Annotated in this window: 17 protein-coding genes; 6 read left to right on the top strand and 11 right to left on the bottom strand. The window is 73.6% G+C overall.

Annotated features, from left to right (window positions below; translation table 11 throughout):
- Positions 1–28: 28 nt before the first annotated feature.
- Positions 29–1,177: an LLM class flavin-dependent oxidoreductase gene (locus F7Q99_RS17670; protein WP_326847220.1), complete on the bottom strand. Its 1,149-nt coding sequence runs from the start codon at positions 1,175–1,177 to the stop codon at positions 29–31.
- 390 nt (positions 1,178–1,567) lie between these two features.
- On the opposite strand from F7Q99_RS17670, the gene F7Q99_RS17675 reads away from it, so the two are divergent.
- On the top strand, positions 1,568–1,888 hold the full coding sequence (locus F7Q99_RS17675; RefSeq protein WP_326846792.1) for an ATP/GTP-binding protein: 321 nt from the start codon (positions 1,568–1,570) through the stop codon (positions 1,886–1,888).
- Positions 1,889–1,927: 39 nt separating this feature from the next.
- Here the strand turns inward: F7Q99_RS17675 and F7Q99_RS17680 are convergent, their stop codons facing one another.
- Both F7Q99_RS17680 and F7Q99_RS17685 read right to left on the bottom strand, forming a co-directional pair.
- On the bottom strand, positions 1,928–2,695 hold the full coding sequence (locus tag F7Q99_RS17680) for an ABC transporter permease subunit (RefSeq protein WP_153462658.1): 768 nt from the start codon (positions 2,693–2,695) through the stop codon (positions 1,928–1,930).
- Between the two features lies 1 nt (position 2,696).
- Positions 2,697–3,704 carry an ABC transporter ATP-binding protein gene (locus F7Q99_RS17685; protein ID WP_153462660.1) on the bottom strand — a complete coding sequence of 336 codons (1,008 nt, stop codon included), beginning with the start codon at positions 3,702–3,704 and terminating at the stop codon, positions 2,697–2,699.
- 92 nt (positions 3,705–3,796) lie between these two features.
- Between F7Q99_RS17685 and F7Q99_RS17690 the strand changes: the two genes are divergently transcribed.
- Both F7Q99_RS17690 and F7Q99_RS17695 read left to right on the top strand, forming a co-directional pair.
- A complete protein-coding gene (locus F7Q99_RS17690; protein WP_153462662.1) occupies positions 3,797–4,594 on the top strand; it encodes an alpha/beta fold hydrolase in 798 nt (265 codons plus the stop codon).
- Positions 4,591–4,902 (top strand): hypothetical protein, encoded by a 312-nt coding sequence (locus F7Q99_RS17695; protein WP_153462664.1) that lies wholly within the window; start codon positions 4,591–4,593, stop codon positions 4,900–4,902. Before F7Q99_RS17690 ends, F7Q99_RS17695 begins: the two co-directional genes overlap by 4 nt.
- 80 nt (positions 4,903–4,982) lie before the next feature.
- On the opposite strand, the gene F7Q99_RS17700 is transcribed toward F7Q99_RS17695, so the two are convergent.
- The 3 genes from F7Q99_RS17700 to mce all read right to left on the bottom strand — a co-directional run bounded on the left by F7Q99_RS17700 (position 4,983) and on the right by mce (position 11,505).
- Positions 4,983–5,912, bottom strand: coding sequence for a coiled-coil domain-containing protein (locus tag F7Q99_RS17700; protein ID WP_153462666.1), 930 nt, complete (start codon positions 5,910–5,912; stop codon positions 4,983–4,985).
- A gap of 107 nt (positions 5,913–6,019) precedes the next feature.
- The gene (locus tag F7Q99_RS17705; RefSeq protein WP_153462668.1) at positions 6,020–10,579 is read right to left on the bottom strand and encodes a hypothetical protein; all 4,560 of its coding nucleotides are present in this window, start codon (positions 10,577–10,579) and stop codon (positions 6,020–6,022) included.
- Between the two features lie 482 nt (positions 10,580–11,061).
- Positions 11,062–11,505 (bottom strand): methylmalonyl-CoA epimerase, encoded by a 444-nt coding sequence (gene mce / locus F7Q99_RS17710; protein ID WP_326846793.1) that lies wholly within the window; start codon positions 11,503–11,505, stop codon positions 11,062–11,064.
- A gap of 267 nt (positions 11,506–11,772) precedes the next feature.
- Here mce and F7Q99_RS17715 point away from each other — a divergent pair, with 267 nt between their 5' ends.
- Positions 11,773–12,966 (top strand): acetyl-CoA C-acetyltransferase, encoded by a 1,194-nt coding sequence (locus F7Q99_RS17715; protein WP_153462670.1) that lies wholly within the window; start codon positions 11,773–11,775, stop codon positions 12,964–12,966.
- A gap of 80 nt (positions 12,967–13,046) precedes the next feature.
- Positions 13,047–14,003: a methylmalonyl Co-A mutase-associated GTPase MeaB gene (meaB, locus tag F7Q99_RS17720; RefSeq protein ID WP_153462672.1), complete on the top strand. Its 957-nt coding sequence runs from the start codon at positions 13,047–13,049 to the stop codon at positions 14,001–14,003.
- A gap of 50 nt (positions 14,004–14,053) precedes the next feature.
- Here the strand turns inward: meaB and F7Q99_RS17725 are convergent, their stop codons facing one another.
- From F7Q99_RS17725 to F7Q99_RS17745, 5 genes are all read right to left on the bottom strand, one after another.
- Positions 14,054–14,569, bottom strand: coding sequence for a MarR family winged helix-turn-helix transcriptional regulator (locus F7Q99_RS17725; protein ID WP_153462674.1), 516 nt, complete (start codon positions 14,567–14,569; stop codon positions 14,054–14,056).
- 39 nt (positions 14,570–14,608) lie between these two features.
- Complete coding sequence (locus F7Q99_RS17730; protein ID WP_153466319.1) at positions 14,609–15,448, bottom strand: AIM24 family protein; 840 nt, start codon at positions 15,446–15,448, stop codon at positions 14,609–14,611.
- Positions 15,449–15,540: 92 nt separating this feature from the next.
- Complete coding sequence (locus tag F7Q99_RS17735; protein WP_153462676.1) at positions 15,541–16,191, bottom strand: AIM24 family protein; 651 nt, start codon at positions 16,189–16,191, stop codon at positions 15,541–15,543.
- The gene (locus F7Q99_RS17740) at positions 16,191–16,829 is read right to left on the bottom strand and encodes an AIM24 family protein (protein WP_326846794.1); all 639 of its coding nucleotides are present in this window, start codon (positions 16,827–16,829) and stop codon (positions 16,191–16,193) included. The genes F7Q99_RS17735 and F7Q99_RS17740 overlap by 1 nt, the downstream gene beginning before the upstream one ends.
- Before the next feature lie 102 nt (positions 16,830–16,931).
- Positions 16,932–17,729 (bottom strand): DUF2127 domain-containing protein, encoded by a 798-nt coding sequence (locus F7Q99_RS17745; protein WP_153462678.1) that lies wholly within the window; start codon positions 17,727–17,729, stop codon positions 16,932–16,934.
- A 266-nt stretch (positions 17,730–17,995) separates the two neighbouring features.
- Here F7Q99_RS17745 and F7Q99_RS17750 point away from each other — a divergent pair, with 266 nt between their 5' ends.
- On the top strand, positions 17,996–18,307 hold the full coding sequence (locus F7Q99_RS17750; protein ID WP_407697797.1) for a DUF3817 domain-containing protein: 312 nt from the start codon (positions 17,996–17,998) through the stop codon (positions 18,305–18,307).
- The last annotated feature ends 73 nt before the right edge of the window (positions 18,308–18,380 follow it).

Raw genomic sequence — 18,380 nt, forward strand, 5'->3', positions numbered from 1 at the left:
TGCGGGGGGAGGGGCGGCCCGGGCACGATCAGCTCAGCTGCGGGAGCACCTCGGAGCCGAGCCGGGCGATGTTGTGCAGGGTCGCTTCGCGGTTGCCGCTGCCCTCGGCGAGCAGCGCGAAGCGGCGGATGCCGGTCCGTTCGGCGGTGGCCAGCAGCCGGTCGGCGCATGCCCGGGGCGTGCCCACCGCGTGCAGGTCGCAGAGGAGTTCGGTGTACTGACGCGGGTCGCGCATCGAACGCGCCCGGCCGTCCACCGTCCGGTGCGCGCCGAGCCCGTACTCGAACCAGTCGGGCATCGCCCGCAGCAGGGTGGCGCGGGCCGCCGAGGTGCGGTCGTCGACCTGGGCCACGCCGGCCGCGACGTGCTGCCCCGAGACCCGGTGGAGCTGCTCCTCGCTGCGCCCGGCGGCCAGCCAGGCGCTCCGGTACAGCTCCAGCATGTGCGCCTTGTCGTCGTCGCCCGAGTGCATGCCGAGCAGCATCGGCAGGCCGCGTTCGGCGGCGAGCCTGACCCCGCCCGGCGAGGTGCACGCGACGACCACCGGCGGGCCCGCCGACGGGCGGCCGCCGGAAACCGGTTCCTCCCCGAGGCCGTCGACGTCCTGGCGCTGACGCGGGAACCGCGGCAGCCCGCTCTTCTCGCCCAGGCCCAGCCAGGCGGCCAGCTCGGGCCGGCGGGCCGGCTCGGTGGCCTGGGGGACCACGGCCACCTCGGGGAAGCTGAACTGTGGCCCGTCCGCGCCGACGCGGGTGCCGCGCAGCCAGCGCAGCAGCAGGTCCAGCCGTTCCGGGAAGCCGTTCTCGAAGGCGTCCACGCCGCTGCCGAACACGTCCAGGTCGATCCAGGGGCCGCCGCGGCCCACCCCGAGCGTGAAGCGCCCGCCGGAGGTGAGGTGCAGCAGCGCGGCCTGCTCGCCGAGCGCCACCGGGTGGTTGGTGGAGAGCACGCTGACCGCGGTGCCGACGCCGATCCGGCGGGTCCGGCCGAGGAGCAGCGCCGCGAGCGTGGCCGCGTTCGGGCAGACCCCGTACGGGACGAAGTGGTGCTCGGCCAGCCAGACGGCGTCCAGCCCGGCCCGCTCGGCCTCGACGGCGGCCCGCACCGTACGGTCCAGCGCCTCGCCGTGGCTCTGCCCGGGGAACTGCGCGGAGAGCAGGAAGGCGCCGACCCGCACCGGTGCCGTGCCGGCCGGGACCACGGCAGCTCGCTGAGGCGCGGTCAGTGGCGTGCCGGGCGCCGGGCCCGGAGCGGGCGGCCGGACGCCGACGGGCCGGCGGGTCTCGGCGCGGGTGCTGGTCTTGGTCATCCTGGGGCCTCCTCGGGTGCGCGCAGGGTTCGCGGGCCCCGCCTGTTCCCCTTGTGGGTATCGGATGTCATGTGCCAATGGCACGCCGAACCACGAATTTCCGGAGAGATCGGGTGGATCTCGGCGGAAACGCCGAATTGCTCCCCGATGTCGTGATAGTGCCGTCGGGGCCCGTCCTCGGGGCGGAGGCGGGCCCGAGGGTGGCGCCCGGCCGTAGGCTGGAGCGGTCCCGAGCCGCCCGGAGAGAGGTAGTCCGCCGTGTCGCCCCGCCGCAACCGGATCAAGAGCGCCGCCGACCGCGAGGCCGAACCGGCCGCCCCGCTGGGCGGTTCGCTGCGCCGCACCGAGAGCTACCAGGGCGACGACTGGGTGGTCCAGACGGTCGCCGGGACGGCCGGGCGGTACTACCGGTGCCCGGGCTGCGACCAGGAGATCCCGCCCGGGGTCGGCCACGTGGTGGCCTGGCCGATGCACGGCGCGGGGGTGGACGACCGGCGGCACTGGCACCGCGCGTGCTGGGGAGCGCGGGAGCGCCGGGCCTCCAACGTCCTGCGAGGCCGCGGCGCTCCGCGTTACTGAGGTCCGCGCTACCGAGGCCCGGACCGGGGGCCAACGCCCCTACGCGTCACGGTTCTTGAGCACCAGCGCGCCGCCGACCAGGGCGGCCAGGGTCCAGGTGAGGCAGATCGCGAAGCCGGGCCACGGGCCGTACGGCTGGCTCGGCTCCTCGTACACGAGCAGCATTCGCGAGCCCGCGTAGTCCGGGAAGTAGTGGGCCAGCGTCTTGACCTTCGGCACCACCGAGAGGATCGGCGAGAGCAGGAAGAAGAACGGCACCAGCACGCCCAGGGCCAGCGTCTGGTTGCGCAGCATCGCGGTGACGCCGGCCGAGAACAGGCAGAGCATCGTCAGGTACAGCGCCGCGCCGAACACCGCGCGCAGCACGTGCGGTTCGCCGATGTCGGTGCGGTGCGAGCCGAGCATCGCCTGGCCGACGAAGAACGTGGTGAACGCGGTGACCACGGAGGCCGCGAGGGCCAGGGCGCCGAGCACGACGGCCTTGCCGGTCAGGAGGGTGCCGCGCTGCGGGACGGCGGCCAGGCTGGCCCGGATCAGCCCGCTGCTGTACTCGTTGCCGATCGCCAGCACGCCGAAGACGATGATCGCGAGCTCGCCGAGCCGGATGCCGGCGAAGGCGGTGCCGGTGGCGTCGAACGGGGTCCGCTCGCCCCGCCGGAACTCGGTGAAGTTGTTGTTGGTGAGCAGGGACAGCAGCGCGCCGAGGCCGACCGTGACGACGAAGGTCAGGGCCAGCGTCCAGATCGTCGAGCGGACGCTGCGGATCTTCGTCCACTCGGAGCGCAGGATCGCCGGGAAGGACGCCATCTCAGTTCTCCTCCTGCTGCTGTGCCGCCGCGGGCCGGCGGGCGCCGCCCGCCTTCCAGTCGGCCCCCCAGGGGCCGGGGGCGCCGGCCGCGTCCCGGCCCGGCCCGGCCCCGGCGTGGTACTCCACCGAGTCGGCAGTCATCTGCATGAACGCCTCCTCCAACGAGGCCTGCTGGGGGCTGAGTTCGTGCAGCACGAGGTTGTGGGCGGCGGCCAGTTCGCCGAGTTCGGCGAGGTCGCCGTCGACCACCTCGTAGGAGCCGCCCGGCCCGGCCTCGTGGCGGATCCCGGCGCCGGCCAGGACGTCGAGCAGGCGCTCGGGCTGCGGGGTGCGAAGCCGCACCGCGGAGCGGGCGTTGCGCCTGATGAACTCGGGCATCGGCATGTCGGCGAGCAGCCGGCCGCGGCCGATGACGACCAGGTGGTCGGCGGTGACGGCCATCTCGCTCATCAGGTGCGAGGAGACGAAGACGGTGCGGCCCTCGGTGGCGAGCCGCTTCATGAGGGTGCGGATCCAGAGGATGCCCTCCGGGTCCAGACCGTTGACCGGCTCGTCGAACATGACGATCTCCGGGTCGCCGAGCAGCGCCGAGGCGATGCCCAGGCGCTGGCCCATGCCGAGCGAGAAGCCGCGGGCCCGCTTGCGGGCGACCGGGGTGAGGCCGACCAGGGCGAGCACCTCGTCGACCCGGCGCTCGGGGATGCGGTTGCTCTGGGCGAGCCACAGCAGGTGGTCGCGGGCGGTGCGGCCGGGGTGGACGGCCTTGGCCTCCAGCAGGGCGCCGATGTACTTGAGCGGCTCGCTGAGCTGCCCGTATCTCTTGCCGTCGATGGTGACCCGGCCACCGGTCGGGCGGTCGAGGTCGAGGATCATGCGCATCGTGGTGGACTTGCCCGCGCCGTTGGGGCCGAGGAAGCCGGTGACGACCCCTTGGGGGACACGGAAGCTGAGCCGGTCCACCGCGAGCGTCTTGCCGTAGCGTTTGGTCAGGTCGTGCAACTCGATCATTCGCGCTCCCTTACTCGCTGTCAGGCTAGGACAAAGCGGATATCGGGGCCCGCCGAGTGGGCCCGCCGGGCGCGCCGGAATACGGTGGGCCCATGACCCAGTCCCCCTCAGCATTGTCGGTGCGCGAGAGCGGCACCGGAACGCCCCTACTGCTGTTGCACGCCTTCCCGCTGAACGCCGCGATGTGGTCCGCCCAACTGGACGCGCTGCCCGGCCGGACCGGGGACGAGGCCCGGGTGCTCGCCCCCGACCAGCGGGGCTTCGGCGGCACCGCGCTGGGCACCGACGAGCCCTCCCTGGACCTGGTCGCCGACGACCTCGCTCTGCTGCTGGACGCGGCCGGGATCGAGCGCGCGGTGGTCGGCGGGATCTCCATGGGCGGTTACGTGGCGCTGGCCCTCGCCCGCCGCCACCCGGACCGGCTGGCCGGCCTGCTGCTGGCCAACACCCGGGCCACCGCCGACACCGACGCCGTCCGCACCAACCGGGAACGGATCGCCGCCGCGGTCCTCGCCCGGAACAGCGTCCAGCTGCTGCTCGACGAGCAGGTGGCGGCCGGCCAGCTCGGGCCGGACTCGCAGCACCTGGTGGAGCGGGTGCAGGCGCTGGTCGCCGCGGCGCCGCCGGCCGCCGTCGCCTGGGCGCAGCGGGCCATGGCGGCCCGGCCGGACGCGCAGGACGTACTGGCCGGGCTGCGGGTGCCGGTGGCGATCGTCGCGGGCGCCGAGGACGCCCTGGTCGCCGTCGAGGAGGCCGAGCTGATGGCCCGGCTGCGACCGGACGCCGAACTGACCGTCATCCCCGGCGTGGGACACCTGAGTGCCCTGGAGGCGCCGGAGGCGTTCGACACCGCCGTCCGCAAGCTGCTCGCCCGGGTGGCGGCCGGATGACGGACGACGCGGCCGGCTGGGACTTCTCCGCCCTGGAGGTGACCGGCCGGATGCCCGTGACCAACCGCGGCGAGGGGCTGCTCGAACTGACCCTGGAACCGCTCGGCGAGGACTACTGGATGCGCCCGGGGGAGACCTTCATCGTCACCTCCTACGGCGACCACGGGTCCGGCCACCCGTTCGAGGTGCAGTACTGGCCGGATTCCGTCTCCGTCTGGTGCACCTCGTGGTTCGGCACGGTCTCGGACGACGAGGGCAACCAGCTCAGCAGCGGGTACCAGCGGCCCGACGGGGCGTACCCGAGGTGATACGGATCCATCCGAGATGATGAGGGGTGAAACGCGTCAGGCCCTCACCCGGTCGGGTGAGGGCCTGACGTGAGGCGGCGTCAGCGCGACTGCTGGGCGGGCACGCCCATGGTGTCGTCGTTCGGCAGCGAGGCGGCGGCCACGGCCGCGCCGGTCAGCGTCGCCAGCATCTCGCGGACGTTGGTCAGCTGGGCGTTGATGCTGTCGCGGCGGTTGGTCAGCGCCGCCAGCTCGCGCTCGGATTCGCTGCGGATGCGGTCCGCCTTGGCGTTGGCGTCCGCCACGATGTCCTCGGACTGGCGCTGGGCCGTCTCGACGGTCTGGCGGGCGCGGCGCTCGGCGTCGGTGCGCAGCTTCTCGGCCTCCAGGCGCAGCTGCTCGGCCCGGTGCTCGATCTCGGCGAGGCGCTTCTCCGCCTTGGCCTGACGGGCCGCCAGGTCGCGCTCGGACTGCTCGCGGCGCTTGGCCAGGTTGGTCTCGAACTCCAGCGCGGCCTGGGCGGCCTTGGTGCGGGTGTCCTCGAAGAGGGCGTCCGCCTCCTCGCGCTTGTTCTGGGCGTCCTTGTTGGCCTCGGCGCGCAGCTGGGCGCTGTCGCTCTTCGCCTTGTCGACGATCCGCATGCCCTCGTCCTCCGCCTTGGCCTTGCGGTCCTTGGCGTAGTTCTCGGCCTCGGTGCGGATCTGCTGCGCGGCGGCCTCGGCCAGCTCGCGGTGCTGCTCGGCGGCGCGGTGCGCCTCGTCGCGCAGGTCCTTGGCCTCCTCCTCGGCGAGGCGCAGGATCTTCTCGACCCGGGCGCCGAGACCGGCGTACGAGGGCTCCGCCTCGGTGACCGCCGCCTGGGCGGTCTGGGTTTCCAGGTGGAGCTCCTCGATGCGCTTCTCCAGCGCACTGATCCGGGTCAAGGCACTGTCACGGTCGGCCACCAGCTTGGTGATCCGCTCGTCGACCTGGGCGCGCTCGTACCCACGGCGCACCAGGTCGAAGCCGTGAGGGGAGTGACTGTCGCTCATGGGGTTCTGGGCTTCCTGTCGTCAAACCGCTGAGGTGGTTGAGGGAATCCTGACACGGTACCGGAGTGTCGACGGCGAAATGCCGATGTCTCGCGGACAATGTCCGCTCAATCGGGTGGTGCGCTCTTGGAACGATTGCCGCCCGATCGGGGGGCGCCAACTCCGGCACCGGCCTTGGCACCCCCGTCCTTCTTGCTCTTTCCCCCGTTAGCCTGTGCGACCGGTGACGGCGCCTCGAACGCCTCCAGTGCGGACAGCACGTCCTGGACCCTGGAGATCTCGGTGTTGATGTCCTTGCGACGGCGCACCAGTTCGTCGAGCTCGCGCCGGCCCTCGGTGGTGACCCGCTCCGCCTCGGTGCGCGCCTCGTCGAGCAGCCGCTCGGCCTCCGCCTTGGCGGCCTCGACCTTCTCCTGCGCCGTGCGGTCGGCGGCCTGCAGCCGCTTCTCCGCCTCGGCGGAGGCGTTCTCCAGCCGCTCCTCCGCCTCGTCCTGCGACGACTGCAGCTTCGCCTCGGCCTTCTCGATGAGCGCCTCGGCGCGGTCGGTCGACGTGGCGAGCTTGGTCTCCGCCTCCTTCAGCAGGCCCTCGGCCTTGCGGACGGCGGAGAGCCGGACCTTGCTGGCCTCGGCGGACGCCTCCGACGTCAGCTCGTTGGCCCGCTCCTCGGCGGCGGCGACCAGGGCCGCCGCCCGCTCCTCGGCCTCGGCGACGGTGGCGACCGCCTGCTCCTCGGCCTCGGTGAGCTGCTCCTGAGCGGCCGTCACCAGCGCGTCCACGCGCTCGCCGGCCGACTTCATGGCCGCCGCGTTCTCCTTGCGGGCCCGCTCGTGCAGCGCCTCCACCTCGGCGTCGGTGCGCTCGCGCAGCTCCTCGGCGCGCTCGCGGATCGCGGTGGCGTCCCGGCGGGCCTCGGCGAGCAGCGCGTCGGCGTCGGCGCGGCCCTTCTCCACCTCGCCCGAGGCGGCCGCCTCGCCGGCGGCGACCAGCCGGTCGGCCTCCTTGCGGGCGGCGGCGACCATCGCGTCCGCCTGCTCCTCGGCGGCGGCGGTGGTGGCCAGCGCGGTGGTCTGGGCGTCTTCGCCGAGCGACTCGGCGTCGGCGAAGGCCTTCTCCAGGACGGACTTGGCCTGCTCGCGGGTGGCCTTGTCGAACTGCTCGGCGGCCTCCCGGATCTCCGCGTCGTAGGCGTCGGCGCGGGAGCGGGTGGCGGCGTCGTACTCGTCCGCGAGGGTGCGGGTGGCGAGCGCGTACTCCTCGGCCTCGGAGCGCAGCGTGGCGGCGAGCTCCTCGGCGTCGGCGACCAGGGCGGCGGACCGCTCCTCGGCGTCGGCGACCGTCCGGGCCGCCTGCGCCTCGGCGTCGGTGCGCAGCTGGTCGGCGGCCTCCCGGGCGGTGCGCAGCTCGGCGTCGGCCTCGGCGCGCAGCTGCTCGTCGTAGGCCTGGGCCTCGGCGCGCTCCCGGCCGAGTTCGGCTTCGGCGGCCTCGCGCTCGGCGGCCAGTTCCAGCTCGGTCTGCTCGCGCAGGGCGGCCGTCTCGGCGGCGGTGCGGGCACGCAGGTCGGCGGTCTCGCGGTCGGCGAGTTCGCGCTGCTCGGTGGTCTCCCGCTCGGCTTCGGCGCGCAGGTCGGCGGCGGCCTGCTCGGCCTGCTCGCGGACCTCGGCGGCCTCGCGCTCGGCGGCGGCCTTCAGCTCGGCGATCTGCTGGGAGGCGGCCTCGTGCATACCGGCCACCGACTGGCGGACCTCGGCGGCCTCGTCCTCGGCGGTCTCGACCAGGACGGCGCCCTCGGCCCTGGCCGCGGCGACCAGCTCCTCGCCGTCGGTCCGGGCCTGCTCCAGGACGGCGGTGGCCTCGGCGCGGATGGTGTCGGCGGTGGCGCGGGCCTCGGACAGCTCGCGGCCGGCCTCGGCGCGGACCGTCTCGGCCTGCTCGTTCGCCAGCGCCAGCTCGGCGGCGGCCTTCTCGCGCACCTCCTCGGCAGCCCGGGCGGCCTCGGCCTGCTGCTGCTCGGCGGTGGTCCGGGCGGACTCCAGCAGCTCCTCGGCCTCGGTGCGCAGGGCCGCCGTTTCGGTGGCGGTGCGTTCGGCGAGGTCGGTGGCGGTCTGCTCGGCTTCGGTGCGGACGCGGTCGGCGTACGCCTCGGCGGCCTCGCGGGCGGCGGCCGTCTCGGCGGCGGTGCGCTCGGTGAGTTCGGCGGCAGCCTGCTCGGCCTGCGCGCGCACGGCGGCGGTCTCGGTGGCGGTGCGTTCGGCGAGGTCGGTGGCGGTCTGCTCGGCTTCGGTGCGGACGCGGTCGGCGTACGCCTCGGCGGCCTCGCGGGCGGCGGCCGTCTCGGCGGCGGTGCGCTTGGTGAGCTCGGCAGCGGCCTGCTCGGCCTGCTCGCGGGCGGTCCGGGCGGCGGCCAGCTGCTCGGCGGTCTCCTCGCGCTCACGCAGCAGCCCGGCGGCGGCAGCCTCGCGCTCGCGCAGGCTCTCCTCGCGCAGCGCGGCGGCGGCAGCCTCGGCCTCGCCCCGGGTGCGCGCGGCCTCGGTGTCGGCCTCGGTGCGCACGCGCTCGGCCTCGGCCACGGCGGCGTCACGGACGGCGCTCGCCTCGGCCTGGACGTCGGCCTGCAGGGCGTCCGCGGCGGCGCCCGCCTCGGCTCGCACCCGCTGGTCGAACTCGGCTGCTTCGCGCCGGAGTTCGGCGGTCTCGCGTTCGGCGGCGGCGCGGTTCTCGGCGGCCGCGGCCCTGGCGCCGGCGAGGGCGTCCTGGCCCTGCTGCTCGGCGGCGGAGACGATCTTCCGGGCCTCGGTGCGGGCCCGGTCCAGGGTCTGCTCGGCCCGGCCCTGGGTCTCGGCGGCCTGCTCCTGGGCCTGCTCGCGCAGCCGCTCGATCTCCCCGGCGGCGCCGGCCCGCAGCTCGTCCGCGTCGGCCTTGGCCTTGGTGAGCAGCTCCTCGGCGTTCTTCGCCGACTCCTCGATCTGCACGACGGCCTGGCGGCGGGCCTCGCCGCGGACGCGGTCGGCCTCGGCGGCGGCCTGGGCGCGCAGCTCCTCGGCCTCGGCGCGCAGCCGGGCCGCCTCGTCCTGCATCCGCTCGATCTGCTCGCGGATCGCGGCGGCGTCGTCCAGGGCGGCGTTCTGGGCCTGCTCGACGGCGGCCTGGGCCTGCTCGCGCAGGCGCTGCGCCTCGGCGGCGGCCTCGGCACGGATCCGCTCGGCCTCGGCTGCCGCCTCCTTGCGGGCGGTCTCGGCGTCCTGGTTGGCCCGGCCGAGCACCTCCTCGGCGGTCTTGGCGGCCTTGGCGAGGTGAACGGTGGCGTCCTTGGCGCCGGCCGCCCGGCCCTCCTCCTCGGCCTCGCTGCGCAGCCGCTGGGCCTCGGCCTCGGCCTGCGCCCGCAGGTCGGCGAGGTCCCGCTCGGCCTGCGCGCGCAGCTCGGCGATCGCGGCCTCGGCCTCGGCCCGCAGTTCGGCGGCGACCGACTCGGCGGTGGCCCGCAGCCGCTCGCTCTCCTCGGCCGCGGCAGCCCTGGCGGCGTCCGCCTCGGCCTGCTTGTTGGCGGCACCCGCGCGGATCGCCTCGGCCTCGGCGCGGATCTTCTCGGACTCCTTGGTGGCCTGGGCGACCATCCGGGCGACCTCGGCCCGGGCGGTCTGCGAGCGCTGCTCGCTGGCGGCCTCGCCGTCGGCGACCTTGCGCTCGGCGGCGGCCTCGGCGTCGGCCTGGAGCTGCTCGGCGGCCTGCTCGGCCTGGGCTCGCAGCTCGGCGGCCTCCCGGCGGGTGCGCTCGGCCTCGGCGATCGCCTCGGCGCGCAGCCGCTCTATCTCGGCCTGCGCGTGCGCGAGCTGCTGCTCGGCGCGGGCCTGCTCGGCGGCGGCCTGCTCCTTGAGCCGGCCGATCTCGGCGTGCGCGACGGCGAGCTGCTGCTCGGCGGCGGCGTGGGCGTGCGCGAGCTCCTGCTGGGCCTGGCCGCGGGCGGCGTCCACGTCGGCGGCGGCCTGGGCGCCGGCCTGCTGGGCGTGTTCGGACGCGGCGCGCAGCAGGCGCTCGGCGTCGTTCTGGGCCTTCTTGAGGGCGGCCTCGGCGGCGGCGTGGGCCTCGCCGCGGGCGGCGTCCACGTCGGCGGCGGTCTGGGCGCGGGCCTGGTCGGCGAGGGCGACGGCCTCGGCGCGGGCGGCGGCGACCATCCGCTCGGCCTCGGCGCGGGCCTCCTGGAGCAGCCGCTGGGCCTCCTGCTCGCTGCCGGCCCGGGTCTGTTCGGCCCAGCCGCTGACGTGCTGCTCGGCGCTGCGGCGCAGCTCGGCGAGCTCGTCCTCCAGCTGGCGGCGGCGAGCGGTCAGCTCTGCCTCCAGCCGGGCGGTGCGCTCGGCGGCCTCGGCCATGATCCGCTGGGTGGCGGCCTGGGATTCGCGCAGCTGGCGTTCGGCGTCGGCGCGCAGCTGCTGGGCCTGCATCTCGGCGGTGCGGAGCATCTGCTCGGCCTGGCCGGAGACGGCGTCGAAGGCGCGCGGCTGGGCGAGCATGCGACGGGACTCGTGCAGCTTCGCCCGGAGCACCTCCACCTGGTAGGCGAGGTCCTCGGCATGTTCGACTGCCTTGTCCCGCTCCTTTCGAGTCCGACCCATCTCGGCCTCGAACTGGGAGAGGTGATCGTCAACCTCGTAGCGGTCGTTGCCCCGCACTCCGCGGTCCCATCCATCTCCTGGTCGCGTCCTCGACCCGGCCGGTCCCGGGCTCCCGTTGTCCGGGTTCCGGTCCGACTGGTCCTTGCATCCGCAGTCGCTGAACGCCCCCCGTCAAGCCGGGGCCGCCCGCCGCGGTCGTCGGAGTCCTGGGCGCGGAAGCGCGGCGGTGCCGCGTTCCCCCGTCCGGGTGGACTCCTGGGCGAACTCTTGCCTTGTGGAGAATGGTGACAGATCCGTCTTGCGACTGTTCAGCCGTGCCCGCGTAGTGGACTCCCCTGCGACGGGCCGCCGCCGGAGGGCGGACAGGCCTGTCATCGGCCGTGCCCGTCGCCTCCGTGCCCCGGAGTCTTCGCGCACCTGGGCATTGTAGTGGGAGCGCAGTGCGGGGGAATGGCCGCGTGGGGGTTTTCCGGGTTGCCCGGCGAGGTTACTGACGAGTCATGGGGCGCCGCCCGGGGCGAGCGGCACCCCCGGGGGCCTCAGTGCTCCTCGTGAGCGCCCGGTTCGGCGGAGGTGACCAGCTCGGTCAGCACGCCACCGCAGTCCTTGGGGTGCAGGAAGGTGATCCGCGAGCCCATCGAGCCGATCCGCGGCTGCTCGTAGAGGACACGGACGCCCTTGGACCGGATCGCCTCCGCGTCGCCGTCCACGTCGGCGGTGCCGAAGGCGATGTGGTGCACGCCCTCGCCGTTCTTCTCCAGCCACTTGGCGACGGTCGAGTCGGGCCGGGTGGGCTCCAGCAGCTGGAGGTAGGAGGCGCCGCCGTCCCCGGTGTCGTTGATCTTGAGCATGGCCTCGCGGACGCCCTGCTCCTCGTTGACCTCGCTGTGGAACACCTCGAAGCCGTAGGTGGCGCGGTAGAACTCGACCGTCTTGTCGAGGTCTCGGCAGGCGATGCCGATGTGGTCGATACGGGTCAGCACGGCGGCCTCCGGTGGGCGGGTTGCGGGTGTCGGGGAACTTCGGGAAATGAAGGTGGCACCAGTGCAGCGCATGCCGCTCGAAGGGCGCCAGCGTCGGACGTGCGAGCCTGCTCACACGGCCGGGTGGGCCCGGACCGCGTTGACACGGTGTTGACTGGATGGTGCCAGTGCGCTCGATCACACCGTAGGTCCGGTGACGGGCGGGTAACAGGTCAGTACATTGAGCGGCATCCTCACCTGGCCACGACGTGCGAAGGGGCCCGTCCCATGACCAACACCACCTCCGTGATCGTTGCGGGTGCGCGGACCCCTATGGGCCGCCTGCTCGGCTCCCTCAAGGGCTTCTCCGGCGCCGACCTCGGCGGCTTCGCCATCAAGGGCGCGCTGGAGCGGGCCGGGATCACCGGGGACCAGGTCCAGTACGTGATCATGGGCCAGGTGCTCCAGGCCGGCGCCGGCCAGATCCCGGCCCGCCAGGCGGCCGTCAGGGCCGGCATCCCGATGAACGTCCCGGCGCTGACCGTCAACAAGGTCTGCCTCTCCGGCCTGGACGCCATCGCGCTGGCCGACCAGCTGATCCGCGCCGGCGAGTTCGACATCGTGGTGGCCGGCGGCCAGGAGTCGATGACCAACGCCCCGCACCTGCTGCCGAAGTCGCGCGAGGGCTACAAGTACGGCGCCGTCGAGCTGCTGGACGCCATGGCGCACGACGGCCTCACCGACGCCTACGAGAACATCCCGATGGGCGAGTCCACCGAGAAGCACAACGCCCGCCTCGGCATCGCCCGCGAGGTCCAGGACGAGATCGCCGCCGTCTCCCACCAGCGCGCCGCCAAGGCCCAGGCCGACGGCGTCTTCGACGCCGAGATCGTCCCGGTCGCGATCCCGCAGCGCAAGGGCGAGCCGGTCCTGTTCGGTCAGGACGAGGGCATCCGCGCGGACACCACCGTCGAGGGCCTGGCCAAGCTGCGCCCGGCCTTCGCCAAGGACGGCACGATCACCGCCGGCACCTCCTCGCAGATCTCCGACGGCGCGGCCGCCGTGGTCGTGATGAGCAAGGCCAAGGCCGAGGAGCTGGGCCTGACCTGGATCGCCGAGATCGGCGCGCACGGCAACGTGGCCGGCCCGGACAACTCGCTGCAGTCCCAGCCGTCCAACGCGATCAAGCACGCGCTGGCCAAGGACGGCCTGACCGTCGCCGACCTCGACCTGATCGAGATCAACGAGGCGTTCGCGGCCGTCGCGTACCAGTCGATGAAGGACCTGGGCGTCTCCTCGGACATCGTCAACGTCAACGGCGGCGCGATCGCGCTCGGCCACCCGATCGGCATGTCCGGCGCCCGCGTGGTGCTGCACCTGGCGCTGGAGCTCCAGCGGCGCGGCGGCGGCGTCGGTGCGGCGGCGCTGTGCGGCGGCGGCGGCCAGGGCGACGCGCTGATCGTGCGGGTTCCGAAGGCCTGATCAGCTGACCTACTCTTCGGGGCTGCGGACCGCCACAAGCCGGTCCGCAGCCCCGTCGGCATCCGCGCTAGGAGCACCCGATGATCGATGTCGCCACGCTGGTCGAACAGGCCCGGCAAGGCCGTCCGCGCGCCGTCGCCCGGCTGATCACGCTGGTCGAGAACGCCGCCCCGGAGCTGCGCGAGGTGATGGCCGCGCTCGCCCCGTACACCGGGCAGGCCTACACGATCGGCCTCACCGGTTCGCCCGGGGTCGGCAAGTCCACCTCCACCTCGGCACTGGTCTCCGCCTACCGGCGGCTGGGCAAGCGGGTCGGGGTGCTGGCCGTCGACCCGTCCTCGCCGTTCTCCGGCGGCGCCCTGCTCGGCGACCGGGTCCGGATGCAGGACCACGCCACCGACCCGGAGGTGTTCATCCGTTCGATGGCCACCCGCGGCCACCTCGGCGGGCTCTCCTGGGCGGCGCCGCAGGCCCTGCGGGTCCTGGACGCGGCCGGCTGCGACGTGATCCTCGTGGAGACCGTCGGTGTCGGCCAGTCCGAGGTGGAGATCGCCGCCCAGGCCGACACCACCGTGGTGCTGCTCGCCCCCGGGATGGGCGACGGCATCCAGGCCGCCAAGGCCGGGATCCTGGAGATCGGCGACCTGTTCGTGGTCAACAAGGCCGACCGGGACGGCGCCGACGCCACCGCCCGGGAGCTGAACCACATGCTCGGCCTCGGCGAGGCCCGCGAGCCGGGGGACTGGCGCCCGCCGATCGTCAAGACCGTCGCGGCCCGCGGCGAGGGCGTGGACGAGGTGGTCGAGGCGCTCGAGAAGCACCGCGCCTGGCTGGAGGAGCACGGCGAGCTGGCGGTGCGCCGCCGACGCCGGGCCGCCGACGAGATCGAGGCGATCGCGCTGGCCGAGCTGCGCGCGCGGATCGGCGACCTGCACGGGGACCGGCACCTGGCCGGGCTGGCCGAGCGCGTGGTGGCGGGCGAGCTGGACCCGTACGGCGCCGCCGACGAACTGGTGGCCGGGCTCACCCGGGGCTGAGCACGACAGTGAAGGGCCGACCCCCCCCGGGGGTCGGCCCTTCGCCGTGTCTACGCGCGCCCTCGCAGGCCGCGCAGGTGCTCGGCGATCGGCGCCAGCGCGTCGTACATCGCGTCCAGTTGCTCCGGGGTGAAGCGGTCGATGAAGTGCGCCCGGACGCTGCGCACGTGGTCGGGCGCGACCCGCTGCATGGTCTCCCAGCCCTGCTCGGTGAGGTGGGCGTAGAGGCCGCGGCGGTCGCCCGGGCACTCCTGACGGAGCACCAGCCCGGCGTTCTCCATCCGCGTGATCTGGTGCGAGAGCCGGCTCTTGGACTGCAGGGTGGCGGTCGCCAGGTCGGTCATCCGCATCCGGTGCTCGGGCGCCTCGGAGAGGACGACGAGGATCTCGTAGTCGTTGATCGCCAGGCTGTGCGGCTGGAGTTCGCGGCTGAGCTGGTATTCCAGCAGCTTGGCGACCTCCAGATGGGCGCGCCACATCCGCTGCTCCCTGGCGGTCAGCCAGGGAGTGTCCTCCTCGGCCGGCGACGGAGGGGTGTCCGCGGTGTCCGTGGGGTGCGTATCCATGGGCTCAGCATACTCGATTTAGTTCAATCTTGTACGAATTTACAGGCCGAAACGCCGCCCGAGGTCGCCCAGGTTACCGAGCCCGGGCACGTCGAGGCCGCCCCCGCCCTGCCCGCCGTGGCCCGTGCCCGGCTGGGGCGGCACGCCCGGCACGCCCGGCTCGGCGCCCACCTGGCCCACCGCGCGCTCGGCCATCAGGACCTCGGTGGACTGCAGCAGCACCTGGCCGGCGCCGATGAACTCGAACTGGTGCTCCTCGCCGGACGCCCCGCCCAGTCCGGTCAGCCGCCGGATGCCGCCGATCACGCCGTGCAGGTACTCGTGGTCGTAGTGGTGGCACGGCGCCGGGCAGTCCGCCCAGCCGACCAGGGCCTGCGGGTCCACCCGGACCGGCGGGTCGACGAAGTGCACCGGGCCGTTGGAGGCGGCGACGAACCTGCCGGTGCCGATCAGCGTCAGGAAACCCGGGATGATCGACTGCTTGAGCCGCAGCGCCGGGTCGAAGGCGAGCAGGTTGCCCGAGCGGACGGTCAGATTGCCGTCGTCCAGGTCGTAGGAGTTGAGGTCGAAGGCGCGGTCGGCGAGAAGCAGCTTTCCGCGGCCCCGGGCGACCACCCAGTCCGCCGCGTGCATGGGCGAGTTGAAGTGCTGCCCGAGCACGCGGTCGATGACGCCGGCGCCGACGCCCTGGAAGGTGATGTCGCCGTAGTAGGCGATCATCTTGCCCTTCTGCAGGAAGTACGAGCCGTTGAGGTCGACCGAGAACGTGTACGGGTTGACGTTGTCGTCGACCGGCAGGTTGTGCGCGTCGTACACCACCGGGCCGGAGCCCTCGTGCGCGGCCGGAACGGGTACGGCGAAGTCGAGTTGGGTGAGCATCGTCGGCACGGCGAAGCCGGTCTGGGTCGGCTGGTCGTGCGGCGACTGCCCGTAGGGGGACGGCCCGTACGGCGGCTGCGGCGGGTAGGACATCAGAGCTTCTCCTCGCTCGCCTGGACGTACACCGCGCCCTGCCCGGACAGCTCCAGCTGGAACGCCTCGCCGGAGCCGCGGCCGATCATCTCGCGCCAACCCAGCGCGCTGGACAGCTTGTTCTGGACCTGGCCGCGGTGCGCGACATAGGCCTGCGGGTCGACGTGCACCGGCTGTCCCGGCGTGATCGGCAGCTCGAAGACGCCGCCGTGCGCCATCACCGCGACCGAGCCGTGCCCGTCGAGCCGGGTGGTGAACAGCCCCTGGCCGGTGACCTGGCCGCGGACGATGCCCATCACCCCGCCCTGCGAGCCCATGAACATGGTGGACTGCTGGAGCGAGCCCTCGAAGGCCAGGAGGCGGTCCGCCTCGACGTACAGGGTGTCCCCGGCCAGGTCGACCACGTGCACGTGGTGGCCGCCGTGGCCGAACAGCACGCTGCCCTGGCCCTCGACCGTCATCAGCGGGGCGTCCTCGTTCGCCACCCGGCGGCCGATCATGGACATCACGCCGCCCTGCCCGCCGGTGATGTTGGGGGTGAAGCGGACGTCCCCGGTGTAGGCGAGCATCGCGCCGCGCTGGCTGAACAGCCGCTGCCCGGGCACCACCCGTGCCTCGACCATCTTGCCGTTGATCCTGGTGAAGCCCATCAGACGTCACCTCCGATGGTGATCTTCTCCGACGGCTGCACGTACACCAGGCCCTCGCCGGTGAACTCCACCTGGACGGCCTCGCCGCCGCCCTCGCCGATCACCGTGGTCCAGCCCGCCCCGGACTTCAGGCTGCGGTGCAGGTTGCCGGTGTGCGCCACGTACGCGCCCGGGTCCACCCGCAGCGGCATGTCCCCGCCGACCCGCAGGACGACGGCGGGCCCGTTCGAGGTGACGGCGGCCCAGCCGTGGCCCTCCACCTTGGTGGTGAACAGGCCGTTGCCGGAGGAGACGCCGTTCAGCCCGGTGAAGGTGGTTCCGGTGCGCAGGGTGGCCTCGGTGCAGAGCAGGTTGTCCGCCTCGACGTACAGCGTCTCGCCGTTCAGCCGGACGAGGTTGATCTCGGTGGCCTTGTCGGCGAAGTAGCAGGTGCCCTGCCCTTTCACCTCCATCACCGTCATCTGTTCGCCGGTCAGCCGGCGGGTGACCATGCCGCGCAGGCCGTCGCCGCCGCCGGTCAGCTTCTTGAAGCTCATCTGGCCGGTGTACGCGACCATCGAGCCGTTTCTGGCCTTCACGGCGTCGCCCGCCAGTTCGACGGCGAGCACCCGGGACCCCTGGAGTCTGAACTGTGCCACGGCCGCAATGTATCCGGAGCGGCCGCGGCCGGGGGAGAGGGCACGGCCGGACTGGTACGGGCCTGCGACACAAGTGCCGGGCCCGAACCGGTCCGGCCGCCGTCACGCCCGGGCGTGCGCCCCGTGCGCCGGGGGCGGCACGGTGCCGGCCGCCTGCTCGACCTCCAGCAGCGAGGCCGAGTGGCGCTCCGCCTCGAAGGCGACCACACCGCCGCGCAGGCCGAACAGCCGCTTGGAGAGCATGATCCAGAGCACCGCCGCGATGTTCAGGATCAGCGTGCAGATCTTCACCGCGCTGACGTGCTCGCTCAACTCGTAGCCCTCCAGCGGCAGGAAGGCCGCGGTGGCGACGACGGTCAGGTACTCGGCCCAGCGCCGGCCCAGCCAGAGGCCGACCGCCTCGACGATCTCGATCAGCGCGTAGGCGACCAGCGCGCCCGCCACGATCAGCAGGGTGCTCTTCTTGTAGTCGAAGGTCTTCCGGATCGTGTCGACGATCGGGGAGTGTTCGAGGTCCCAGTGGAAGTGCTCGGTGACCGGCCTGAAGACCGTCAGGTTCTCGTCGAAGACCCGGTGCACCGCGTCCTGGCTGTTGGAGAACTTCCAGACGCCCCAGGCGACGATCAGGATCAGGATCCCGCGCAGCACCCGCTCGACGGCGAGGAAACGCAGGATGAAGAGGTCGCGCAGGGCCTTTCCGCGGGGCACCAGCGGCGCGTTGTCGGCCGGGCCGGAGCCGTGCGGGGCGCCGAGTGCGAAGTCCCCGCAGCGCAGGCAGCGCCAGGCGTCGCCGACGGCGGTGGCGGCGTGCAGCCGGGCGGCCAGCTCCGGCTCGGTCGGCGCGTAGGTGACGTGGCCGCGCTTGGCGCAGGTCCTGCGGTCCCAGTCCCGCTTGAACATCGGTGGCTACCCCCGTGGTGCGATGCGTACGGCGCCCGGTTCGCTGAGCGCGCGGGCAGCAGGATAGGGGCTGCGGGTGACGTGATGCCGCGCCCCGCCGGAATCCGGGGCACAGCTGTGACATCGAGCACGCCGGCTGTGAGGTCCGACACCCCGGCCGCGGTCTCGGGCGCGGGCTCGGTGATAATGGCCGGAAGGCTTGTGAGCCGCTTCACAAGCGATCTCCGGCTCCCGGATCCCCAACCCCCCGCATTGAGGTATCGATCGTGAACAGCAGCGCCGTCCACCGCCTGCGCCTGGTCTCCGGCCCCGAAGGGGTCTCGTTCGTCCTGCTGCTGATCTGCTCCGTGCTGAAGCGGACCACCAGTTTCGACGCCGTCCCGGTGATGGGCATGGTCCACGGGATCCTGTTCATCCTGTACGTCGTCTTCTGGATCCAGGCCTGGCAGGTGCGGAAGTGGGACGCCAAGCGGGGCGTCCTGCTGTTCGTCCTCGCGGTGGTGCCGACGGGCGGTTTCATCGCCGAGCGGATGCTCGGCAAGGAGGAGCGCGGCGAGCCGGCGCCGGCCACCGCCTGAACCGGATCCCCCGCAGACGGCCGACAGGCTGCCGCGGCTCCCTCTCCCAAGGGCCGCGGCAGCCTGTCGCCGT

The organism is Streptomyces kaniharaensis (genome assembly GCF_009569385.1).
GTDB classification, from domain to species: domain Bacteria; phylum Actinomycetota; class Actinomycetes; order Streptomycetales; family Streptomycetaceae; genus Kitasatospora; species Kitasatospora kaniharaensis.

What these genes read in the sequence shown, in the direction of transcription:
- F7Q99_RS17680 (WP_153462658.1), bottom strand. Translation starts at nt 2,695, where the DNA reads ATGGCGTCCTTCCCGGCGATCCTGCGCTCCGAGTGGACGAAGATCCGC.
- F7Q99_RS17685 (WP_153462660.1), bottom strand. Translation starts at nt 3,704, where the DNA reads ATGATCGAGTTGCACGACCTGACCAAACGCTACGGCAAGACGCTCGCG.
- F7Q99_RS17690 (WP_153462662.1), top strand. Translation starts at nt 3,797, where the DNA reads ATGACCCAGTCCCCCTCAGCATTGTCGGTGCGCGAGAGCGGCACCGGA.
- F7Q99_RS17695 (WP_153462664.1), top strand. Translation starts at nt 4,591, where the DNA reads ATGACGGACGACGCGGCCGGCTGGGACTTCTCCGCCCTGGAGGTGACC.
- F7Q99_RS17700 (WP_153462666.1), bottom strand. Translation starts at nt 5,912, where the DNA reads ATGAGCGACAGTCACTCCCCTCACGGCTTCGACCTGGTGCGCCGTGGG.
- F7Q99_RS17715 (WP_153462670.1), top strand. Translation starts at nt 11,773, where the DNA reads ATGACCAACACCACCTCCGTGATCGTTGCGGGTGCGCGGACCCCTATG.
- meaB (WP_153462672.1), top strand. Translation starts at nt 13,047, where the DNA reads ATGATCGATGTCGCCACGCTGGTCGAACAGGCCCGGCAAGGCCGTCCG.
- F7Q99_RS17725 (WP_153462674.1), bottom strand. Translation starts at nt 14,569, where the DNA reads ATGGATACGCACCCCACGGACACCGCGGACACCCCTCCGTCGCCGGCC.
- F7Q99_RS17730 (WP_153466319.1), bottom strand. Translation starts at nt 15,448, where the DNA reads ATGCTCACCCAACTCGACTTCGCCGTACCCGTTCCGGCCGCGCACGAG.
- F7Q99_RS17735 (WP_153462676.1), bottom strand. Translation starts at nt 16,191, where the DNA reads ATGGGCTTCACCAGGATCAACGGCAAGATGGTCGAGGCACGGGTGGTG.
- F7Q99_RS17745 (WP_153462678.1), bottom strand. Translation starts at nt 17,729, where the DNA reads ATGTTCAAGCGGGACTGGGACCGCAGGACCTGCGCCAAGCGCGGCCAC.